Source organism: Nonomuraea sp. MG754425, from assembly GCF_021699195.1.
Classification (GTDB): Bacteria; Actinomycetota; Actinomycetes; order Streptosporangiales; family Streptosporangiaceae; genus Nonomuraea.
On sequence record NZ_SSXE01000133.1, the window covers coordinates 18,917 to 28,002 of the forward strand.

At 66.5% G+C, this 9,086-nt stretch carries 5 protein-coding genes; all 5 read right to left on the reverse strand.

Going from position 1 to position 9,086, the window contains the following annotated elements:
- Nucleotides 1-207: 207 nt before the first annotated feature.
- A complete protein-coding gene (gene tuf, locus FAF44_RS36135) occupies nucleotides 208-1,401 on the reverse strand; it encodes an elongation factor Tu (protein WP_237107837.1) in 1,194 nt (397 codons plus the stop codon).
- Nucleotides 1,402-1,551: 150 nt separating this feature from the next.
- The gene (gene fusA / locus FAF44_RS36140; protein ID WP_308193437.1) at nucleotides 1,552-3,651 is read right to left on the reverse strand and encodes an elongation factor G; all 2,100 of its coding nucleotides are present in this window, start codon (nucleotides 3,649-3,651) and stop codon (nucleotides 1,552-1,554) included.
- Nucleotides 3,652-3,684: 33 nt separating this feature from the next.
- Nucleotides 3,685-4,155 (reverse strand): 30S ribosomal protein S7, encoded by a 471-nt coding sequence (gene rpsG, locus FAF44_RS36145; RefSeq protein ID WP_138670613.1) that lies wholly within the window; start codon nucleotides 4,153-4,155, stop codon nucleotides 3,685-3,687.
- A gap of 2 nt (nucleotides 4,156-4,157) precedes the next feature.
- Nucleotides 4,158-4,532, reverse strand: coding sequence for a 30S ribosomal protein S12 (rpsL, locus tag FAF44_RS36150; protein ID WP_020542315.1), 375 nt, complete (start codon nucleotides 4,530-4,532; stop codon nucleotides 4,158-4,160).
- Nucleotides 4,533-5,087: 555 nt separating this feature from the next.
- Entirely contained in the window at nucleotides 5,088-8,963 is a 3,876-nt protein-coding gene (locus FAF44_RS36155) for a DNA-directed RNA polymerase subunit beta' (protein ID WP_237107839.1), read from the reverse strand.
- Between the last annotated feature and the right edge of the window lie 123 nt (nucleotides 8,964-9,086).

Sequence of the window (9,086 nt, forward strand, 5' to 3'; positions counted from 1 at the left end):
GTGCCGCTGTGTGTTCACGCAGGTCGAACCTGCATTAACCCCACGAGGCAGACGTAGTCGATCTGCCTTTTCTTCCGTGATCCGGCAGTGACTTCGGTCACATTCCGGCCGAAGCTACTGCTGGATCACGGCGCCTTGCATGGGGCCCTCACGTGGTACGGCGGTCGGTCCCGGTGTCCGGGGCCGACCGCCGCCCCGACGGTCTCGCTACTTGAGGATCTTCACGACCCGGCCGGCGCCGACGGTGCGGCCACCCTCACGGATCGCGAACTTGAGGCCTTCCTCCATGGCGATGGGCTGGATCAGCTCAACGCGCATTTCGGTGTTGTCGCCCGGCATGACCATCTCGGTGCCCTCGGGGAGGTTCACCACGCCGGTCACGTCAGTCGTACGGAAGTAGAACTGAGGACGGTAGTTGTTGAAGAACGGCGTGTGACGGCCGCCCTCGTCCTTGGACAGGATGTAGACCTGGCCGGTGAACTCGGTGTGCGGAGTCGTCGTGCCCGGCTTGATGATGCACTGGCCGCGCTCGACGTCGTCGCGCTTGATGCCACGCAGCAGCAGGGCGGCGTTGTCGCCCGCGTGACCCTCGTCGAGCATCTTGTTGAACATCTCGATGCTGGTGACGGTGGTCGTGGTCTTCTCCGGCTTGATGCCGATGATGTCGACCTGCTCGTTGACCTTGACGATGCCGCGCTCGATACGACCGGTGACGACGGTGCCGCGACCGGTGATCGAGAAGACGTCCTCGACCGGCATGAGGAACGGCTTCTCCGTCTCACGCGGGGGCTCGGGGACGTTCTCGTCCACGGCGTTCATCAGCTCGATGATGCTGTCGGCCCACTTCTCGTCGCCCTCAAGAGCCTTGAGCGCGGAGACGCGGACGACCGGCAGGTCGTCGCCGGGGAACTCCTGAGCGGACAGGAGCTCACGGACCTCGAGCTCGACGAGCTCCAGGATCTCCTCGTCGTCCACCATGTCGGACTTGTTGAGCGCCACGACGATGTAGGGAACGCCGACCTGGCGGGCCAGGAGGACGTGCTCCTTCGTCTGCGGCATCGGGCCGTCAGTGGCGGCGACCACCAGGATGGCGCCGTCCATCTGGGCAGCACCGGTGATCATGTTCTTCACGTAGTCGGCGTGACCGGGGCAGTCGACGTGAGCGTAGTGACGCTTCTCGGTCTGGTACTCGACGTGCGCGATGGAGATCGTGATTCCGCGAGCCTTCTCCTCGGGCGCCTTGTCGATCTTGTCGAACGGGGTCGCCTTGTTGAGCTCGGGGAAACGGTCGTGAAGCACCTTGGTGATCGCCGCGGTCAGCGTGGTCTTGCCGTGGTCGATGTGCCCAATGGTGCCGATGTTCATGTGCGGCTTGGTCCGCTCGAACTTGGCCTTAGCCACTGGTTCTCTCCTTGAGAATCTGACTGACTTTCGTCTACACACTCGGGCCCGGGAGCTCCCGAACCCCTTGGCGGTGGGGTGGCTCACGCCACCCCACCAGGGACCAGGACTGGAGTCCTGGTCCGGCCCCTCGCGGGACCGGACCGGGAACTACTCGCCCCGGGCCTTCGCGACGATCTCCTTGGCGATGCCCGGGGGCACCTCCGAGTAGGAGTCGAACTGCATGCTGTAGCTCGCCCGCCCCTGCGTCTTGCTACGCAGGTCACCCACGTAGCCGAACATCTCAGACAGCGGCACGAGCGCCTGGATGACCTTGGCGCCGGCCCGGTCGTCCATCGCCTGGATCTGCCCGCGGCGACCGTTGAGGTCACCGATGACATCACCCATGTAGTCCTCGGGCGTGGTCACCTCGACAGCCATCATCGGCTCGAGGAGCACGGCGTCCGCCTTGCGCGCGGCCTCCTTGAAGGCCATCGAACCGGCGATCTTGAACGCCATTTCCGAGGAGTCAACGTCGTGGGCCGCACCGTCGGTCAGCGTCACCTTCACGCCGACCATCGGGTAACCGGCCAGCACGCCGAACTCGGCGGCCTCCTGCGCGCCGGCGTCGACCGACGGGATGTACTCCCTCGGGACGCGGCCACCGGTGACCTTGTTCTCGAACTCGTAGCCGTCGTTGCCTTCGCCCAGCGGCTCGAGGTTGATGATGACCCGCGCGAACTGACCGGAACCACCGGTCTGCTTCTTGTGGGTGTAGTCGATCTTCTCCACCTTGCGGCGGATGGTCTCGCGGTAGGCGACCTGCGGCCGGCCGACGTTCGCCTCGACCCTGAACTCGCGGCGCATCCGGTCGACGAGAATCTCGAGGTGCAGCTCGCCCATGCCCCAGATGACCGTCTGACCGGTCTCCTCGTCACGGCGGACCTGGAAGGACGGGTCCTCCTCGGCCAGCCGCTGGATGGCGGTGGACAGCTTCTCCTGGTCACCCTTGGTCTTGGGCTCGATGGCGACGTTGATGACCGGCGCCGGGAACGTCATCGACTCGAGCACGACCTGGTGCGTCGGGTCCGAGAGGGTGTCACCCGTCGTGGTGTCCTTCAGACCCATGACGGCCACGATCTGACCGGCGACCGCCGTCGGGCGCTCCTCGCGCTTGTTGGCGTGCATCTGGTAGATCTTGCCGATCCGCTCCTTCTTGCCCTTCACAGAGTTGATGACCTGTGAACCGGCCTCGAGCGTGCCCGAGTAGATGCGGATGTAGGTGATCTTGCCCAGGTGCGGGTCGCTGGCGATCTTGAAGGCCAGGGCGGAGAACGGCTCGGTCGGGTCCGCGTGACGCTCGATGACCTTCTCCTCGCTGCCGACGGCGTGGCCCTTGAAGGCCGGGATGTCGGTCGGCGCGGGAAGGTAGGCGACGATCGCGTCGAGCAGGGGCTGCACGCCCTTGTTCTTGAACGCGGTGCCGCACAGGACCGGGTTGATGGCGCTGGCCAGCGTGGCGCGGCGCAGGGCCGCGACGAGCTGCTCCTCGGTGGGCTCGGTGCCCTCGAGGAAGAGCTCCATCAGCTCGTCGTCGTTCTCGGCGACGGTCTCGACCAGCTTGTCGCGCCACTCACGAGCGGCGTCGGCGTGGTCGGCCGGGATGTCGACGGTGTCGTACATCTCGCCCTTGGCCGCCTCGGCGCTCCAGATGAGGCCCTTCATCGTGATGAGGTCGATGACGCCCTTGAAGTCGGCCTCGACACCCCACGGAAGCTGGATGACCGCCGGGGTCGCACCCAGACGGCTGATCATCATGTCGACGCAGCGGTGGAACTCCGCGCCGACCCGGTCCATCTTGTTCACGAAGCAGATGCGCGGAACCTCGTAGCGGTCAGCCTGACGCCAGACCGTCTCCGACTGCGGCTCGACACCCGCCACACCGTCGAACACGGCGACGGCGCCGTCGAGGACGCGCAGCGAACGCTCCACCTCGATGGTGAAGTCCACGTGCCCCGGAGTGTCGATGATGTTGATGGTGTGACCAAGCCACTCACAGGTCGTCGCGGCAGACGTGATGGTGATGCCGCGCTCCTGCTCCTGCTCCATCCAGTCCATCGTGGCAGCGCCCTCGTGGACCTCACCGATCTTGTAGTTGATACCGGTGTAGAACAGGATGCGCTCGGTCGTGGTGGTCTTGCCCGCGTCGATATGGGCCATGATCCCAATGTTGCGGACCTTGGCCAGGTCAAGAGCGGTCGTGGTGGCCACTTCTCTCGCGTCCTCGTCGTCTCGTCGGGTCCACTACCAGCGGTAGTGGGCGAAGGCCTTGTTGGACTCGGCCATCTTGTGGGTGTCCTCACGCTTCTTGACGCTCGCCCCGAGGCCGTTGCTGGCGTCGAGGAGCTCGTTCATGAGGCGCTCGGTCATGGTCTTCTCGCGGCGGGCGCGGGAGTACTGCACCAGCCAGCGCAGGGCCAGGGTGGTGCTGCGCGCGGCGCGCACCTCTACCGGCACCTGGTAGGTCGCGCCACCGACGCGACGGCTGCGGACCTCGAGGGTCGGCTTGACGTTGTCAAGCGCGCGCTTCAGGGTGACGACCGGGTCGTTGCCCGTCTTGTCCCTGCAGCCCTCGAGGGCGCCGTAGACGATCGACTGCGCGATGGAGCGCTTGCCGTCCAGGAGCACCTTGTTGATCAGGGCGGTGACCAGCGGCGAGCTGTAAACCGGGTCAGACATGAGCTGACGACGGCCAGGAGAACCCTTACGAGGCATTGTTAGCTCTTCTCCTTCTTCGCGCCGTAGCGGCTGCGGGCCTGCTTGCGGTTGCGGACACCCTGGGTGTCGAGCGAGCCGCGGATGATCTTGTAGCGAACACCCGGCAGGTCCTTCACACGACCGCCACGCACGAGCACGATGGAGTGCTCCTGCAGGTTGTGGCCCACACCGGGGATGTAGGCCGTGACCTCGATGCCGTTCGTGAGCCGAACACGGGCCACCTTGCGCAGGGCCGAGTTGGGCTTCTTCGGGGTGGTGGTGTAAACGCGCTGGCACACACCGCGCCGCTGCGGACTCCCCTTGAGGGCAGGAGTCTTGGTCTTGGAGACCTTGTCCTGCCGGCCCTTGCGGACCAACTGCTGAATAGTGGGCACTGCCACTCCGTTTCGTGCCTTGGCCGGTGTCACGTCATGGGTCTTGCATTTCGCAGGCACTGCCGGTGTCATGACCTGCTGGTTTTTCTGGTTTCGGTGCCCCCGCGCTCGGGCGTGTCGCGCTGTTCGCACAGACACATCCGTGAGGATTACGAGCCAGGAAGCCGTCCCGCGCCCGCAAAGAGCGCACGGTCGAGAGCCCGCAAGAAGACGGGCACGATGCTCAAGACTACCCAGGCCCTGGCGACACGTCAAAACGGCGCGACAAAGCTGACAAGCTTTGCCACTCCGGGTCGCCGGGGCCTTCTCATCCAGCCCATCTACAGCTCCGGGGGCAATGATATAGGCCGCCGGGGCGTTCCGCTCCCAACTCCCCAAACCGCCATCCGCCTGTTACTTCCCGTTGCCCCGTTCTCCGAGGCTCAGCGGCCCTCTGAGGGCCCGCGGCCCGCAGGGGCACCCCGGCACACCACGACGTCCCCGGAGCCGGACAGCGAAGCGCCCGGGCCCTCGCGAACGAGGACCCGGGCGCGTCACCTGGCGACAACCAGGAAATCACCGGTTGTACTGGCCGAAGTCGTACTCCTCCAGCGGAACGGCCTCGCCGCTGCCGGTGCCGAAGGTGTAGTCGGCGGCCGAGCCGTCGTAGCCACCCACGGTGTACATGGCGGCCTTGGCCTCCTCGGTCGGCTCGACCCGGATGTTGCGGTACTGGGGCATGCCCGTACCGGCCGGGATGAGCTTACCGATGATGACGTTCTCCTTCAGGCCGAGCAGGGAGTCGGACTTGGCGTGGATCGCCGCGTCCGTCAGGACCCTGGTCGTCTCCTGGAAGGAGGCCGCCGACAGCCACGACTCGGTGGCCAGCGACGCCTTCGTGATGCCCATGAGCACCGGACGGCCGGCGGCCGGCGAGCCGCTCTCCGCCACCGTCTCGCGGTTCATCTGCTCGAAGCGCGGACGCTCCACGAGCTCGCCGGGCAGCAGGTCGGTGTCACCGGACTCCAGCACGTTCACGCGCTTGAGCATCTGCCGCACGATGATCTCGATGTGCTTGTCGTGGATCGACACACCCTGCGAGCGGTAGACCTGCTGCACCTCCGCCACCAGGTGGAGCTGCACGGCCCGCGGGCCGAGGATGCGCAGCACCTCGTTGGGGTTGACGGCGCCGGCGACGAGCTGCTGACCGACCTGGATGCGCTGCCCCTCCTGCACGAGCAGGCGCGAACGCATCGAGACCGGGTAGGCGATCTCCTCCGAGCCGTCGTCCGGGGTGATGACGATCTTCCTGGTCTTGTCGGTCTCGTCGATGCGAGCCCGGCCCTCGGCCTCGGAGATCGGGGCGACACCCTTGGGGATGCGCGCCTCGAAGAGCTCCGTGACACGGGGCAGACCGTGGGTGATGTCGGCACCGGCCACACCACCGGTGTGGAACGTACGCATCGTGAGCTGCGTACCCGGCTCGCCGATCGACTGGGCGGCGATGATGCCGACCGCCTCGCCGACGTCCACGAGCTTGCCGGTGGCCAGCGAGCGGCCGTAGCAGGTCGCGCAGACCCCGATCTTGGCCTCGCAGACGAGGGCGCTGCGGGTGCGCACCGTCTCGACGCCGGCCTCGACCAGCTTCGTCACGTGGACGTCGTTGATGTCGACCCCCGCCGGGACGACGACCTTGCCGTCGACCTCGACGTCCTCGGCCAGGATGCGGCCGTGCACGTTGGACTCGGCGTTCTCCGCCTTGACCAGGTTGCCCGTCGCGTCGCGGTCGGCCACGTGCAGCGGGACCGCGCGGTCGGTGCCGCAGTCGATCTCGCGGACGATGACGTCCTGGGCCACGTCCACCAGACGACGGGTCAGGTAACCCGAGTCGGCGGTACGCAGCGCGGTGTCGGCAAGACCCTTCCGCTGGCCGTGGGTGGAGATGAAGTACTCCAGCACCGACAGGCCCTCACGGAAGGAGGCCTTGATCGGCCGCGGGATCGTCTCACCCTTGGTGTTGGACACCAGACCGCGGATGCCGGCGATCTGCCGGACCTGCATCTTGTTACCACGGGCACCGGAGTTGACCATCATCCAGACCGGGTTGGTCGCCGGGAAGGCGTTGACCATGTCGGTCTCGACGTCGGCCGTCGCGTGCGTCCAGATCTCGATGAGCTCCTGACGGCGCTCCTCGTCGGTGATCAGACCGCGCTCGTACTCGCGCTGAACCTTGTCGGCCCGGCGCTCGTAGTTCTCCATGATGTCGGTCTTGTTCGGGGGCGCGACGACGTCCTCGATCGAGATCGTGACACCGGAGCGGGTCGCCCAGCGGAAGCCGGCGTCCTTGAGCGCGTCGAGCGAGGCGGCGACGTCGATCTTGGGGTAGGTCTCCGCCAGCTCGTTCACGATCGTGGTGAGCTGCTTCTTGCCGACCTGGAAGTCGATGAAGGGGTAGCTCTCCGGCAGCGTCTGGTTGAACAGGCACCGCCCGAACGTGGTCTCCAGCCGGATGGCGTCGCCCTGCTCCCAGCCCTCGGGGGCCACCCACTCGCGCGGCGGCAGGACGTCCTTGAGCCGGATCTGGATCTTCGCCTGGATCTCCAGCTCGCGGCGGTCGAAGGCCATCTGCGCCTCGGCGATCGAGCCGAACACGCGGCCCTCGCCCTGCGCGCCTTCCTTCTGGGTGGTCAGCCAGTAGAGGCCGATGACCATGTCCTGGGTGGGCATGGTGACGGGCTTGCCGTCGGCCGGCTTGAGGATGTTGTTGGTCGAGAGCATCAGGATGCGTGCCTCGGCCTGGGCCTCAGCCGACAGCGGCAGGTGCACGGCCATCTGGTCGCCGTCGAAGTCCGCGTTGAACGCGGTGCAGACGAGCGGGTGGATCTGGATGGCCTTGCCCTCCACGAGCTGCGGCTCGAACGCCTGGATGCCCAGGCGGTGCAGCGTCGGTGCGCGGTTGAGCAGCACCGGGTGCTCGGTGATGACCTCTTCGAGCACGTCCCACACCACGGGGCGGGCGCGCTCGACCATCCGCTTGGCCGACTTGATGTTCTGGGCGTGGTTGAGATCGACCAGCCTCTTCATCACGAACGGCTTGAACAGCTCCAGCGCCATCTGCTTGGGCAGACCGCACTGGTGCAGCTTGAGCTGCGGGCCGACGACGATGACCGAACGGCCGGAGTAGTCGACTCGCTTGCCCAGCAGGTTCTGGCGGAAGCGGCCCTGCTTGCCCTTCAGCATGTCGCTGAGGGACTTCAGCGGCCGGTTGCCGGGACCGGTGACCGGGCGACCGCGACGGCCGTTGTCGAACAGCGCGTCGACGGCCTCCTGCAGCATCCGCTTCTCGTTGTTCACGATGATCTCGGGCGCGCCGAGGTCGAGCAGACGCTTGAGCCGGTTGTTGCGGTTGATGACCCGGCGGTACAGGTCGTTGAGGTCGGACGTGGCGAAGCGGCCACCGTCGAGCTGCACCATCGGGCGCAGGTCCGGCGGGATGACCGGGATGCAGTCGAGCACCATGCCACGCGGCGAGTTGGTGGTGTTCAGGAACGCCGAGACGACCTTGAGCCGCTTGAGCGCGCGGGCCTTCTTCTGGCCCTTGCCGCTGCGGATGGTCTCGCGCAGGTTCTCGGCCTCGGCGTCGAGGTCGAAGCTGATCAGGCGGTCCTGGATCGCCTGCGCGCCCATGCCGCCCTTGAAGTAGCGGCCGAAGCGGTCGCGCATCTCGCGGTAGAGCAGCTCGTCGCCCTCGAGGTCCTGGACCTTGAGGTTCTTGAAGCGGCTCCAGACCTCGTCGAGCCGGTCCAGCTCGCGCTGGGCCCGGTCGCGGAGCTGACGCATCTCGCGCTCGGCGCCCTCGCGGACCTTGCGGCGCTGGTCGCCCTTGGCTCCGGCGGCCTCCAGCTCGGCCAGGTCGGCCTCGAGCTTCTTCTGCCGGGCCTCGACGTCGGCGTCACGGCGCTGCTCGACGTGCTGCCGCTCGACGGAGATCTTCGCCTCCAGCGAGGGCAGGTCACGCTCACGCATCTCGGTGTCGACATGCGTGATCATGTACGCCGCGAAGTAGATGACCTTCTCGAGGTCCTTCGGGGCGAGGTCGAGCAGGTAACCGAGGCGCGACGGGACGCCCTTGAAGTACCAGATGTGCGTGACCGGCGCGGCCAGCTCGATGTGGCCCATCCGCTCACGACGCACCTTGGCGCGGGTCACCTCGACGCCACAGCGCTCACAGATGATGCCCTTGAACCGGACGCGCTTGTACTTACCGCAGTAGCACTCCCAGTCGCGGGTGGGACCGAAGATCTTCTCGCAGAAGAGCCCGTCCTTTTCCGGCTTGAGGGTTCGGTAGTTGATCGTCTCCGGCTTCTTGACCTCGCCGTGCGACCACTGACGGATGTCGTCGGCCGTCGCCAGCCCGATCCGAAGCTCGTCGAAGAAGTTGACGTCTAGCATGGTGTGCGATCTCCCCCTCAGACTTCTTCCACGCTGCTCGGCTCACGCCGGGACAGATCGATTCCGAGTTCCTCCGCGGCACGGAAGACGTCCTCGTCCGTGTCGCGCATCTCGATGGACATG